This window comes from Candidatus Accumulibacter phosphatis (assembly GCF_012939955.1).
Classification (GTDB): Bacteria; Pseudomonadota; Gammaproteobacteria; order Burkholderiales; family Rhodocyclaceae; genus Accumulibacter; species Accumulibacter delftensis.
In genome coordinates this window covers 1-668 of record NZ_SPMY01000147.1, presented here as the reverse complement: position 1 = coordinate 668, position 668 = coordinate 1, and the positions used below count along the sequence as shown (strand labels likewise).

1 pseudogene is annotated in these 668 nt (G+C 58.5%); it reads left to right on the top strand.

The features are described 5' to 3' along the window. Positions 1-635, top strand: a pseudogene (locus E4Q23_RS23190) (PDDEXK nuclease domain-containing protein); the annotation flags it as partial. Positions 636-668 lie beyond the last annotated feature (33 nt).

Genomic DNA, 668 nt, shown 5'->3' with positions numbered 1-668 from the left:
GCGCATGAGCTGCCAGCAACGCTGGCCGGTACGGGAAGTCGCCCGCCAGATCGACAGCGCCCTGTTCGAACGTGCGGTGTTGCACCCGCCAAAACTCTCAACAGCGTTGAGAGAACTTCATCCTGGTGCCGCAACTGTCTTTCGCGATGCCTACGTCGTCGAGTTCCTCGAATTGCCAGACGGCCATCTCGAGGCCGATCTGCACCAGAGCCTGCTGCACAATCTCAGGCGATTTCTCAGCGAAATGGGCCGCGACTTCTGTTTCATCGGCAGCGAAGTGCCGCTGCAGGTAGGGGGTCGCGACTTTGCCCTCGATCTGCTGTTTTTTTCATCGCGAACTGAATTGCCTGGTCGCCATCGAGCTGAAGATTGGCGAATTCCAGCCCGAACACCTCGGCAAGCTGGAGTTTTATCTCGAAGCCCTCGACCGTGACTTGCGCAAACCGCATGAAGGCCCGTCTATCGGCGTACTGCTTTGTGCCAGCAAGGACAGCGAAGTCGTCGAGTACGCCCTGAGTCGCTCGCTTTCGCCGGCATTGGTAGCCGAGTACTGGACCCGGCTACCCGACAGAAAACTGCTCCAGGCCAAGCTGCATGAGTTCTACACGCTGACCCGGACAGGCCACACCAGATGAACCGAGCAAGCAAGACGACTAGAAGAGCACCAT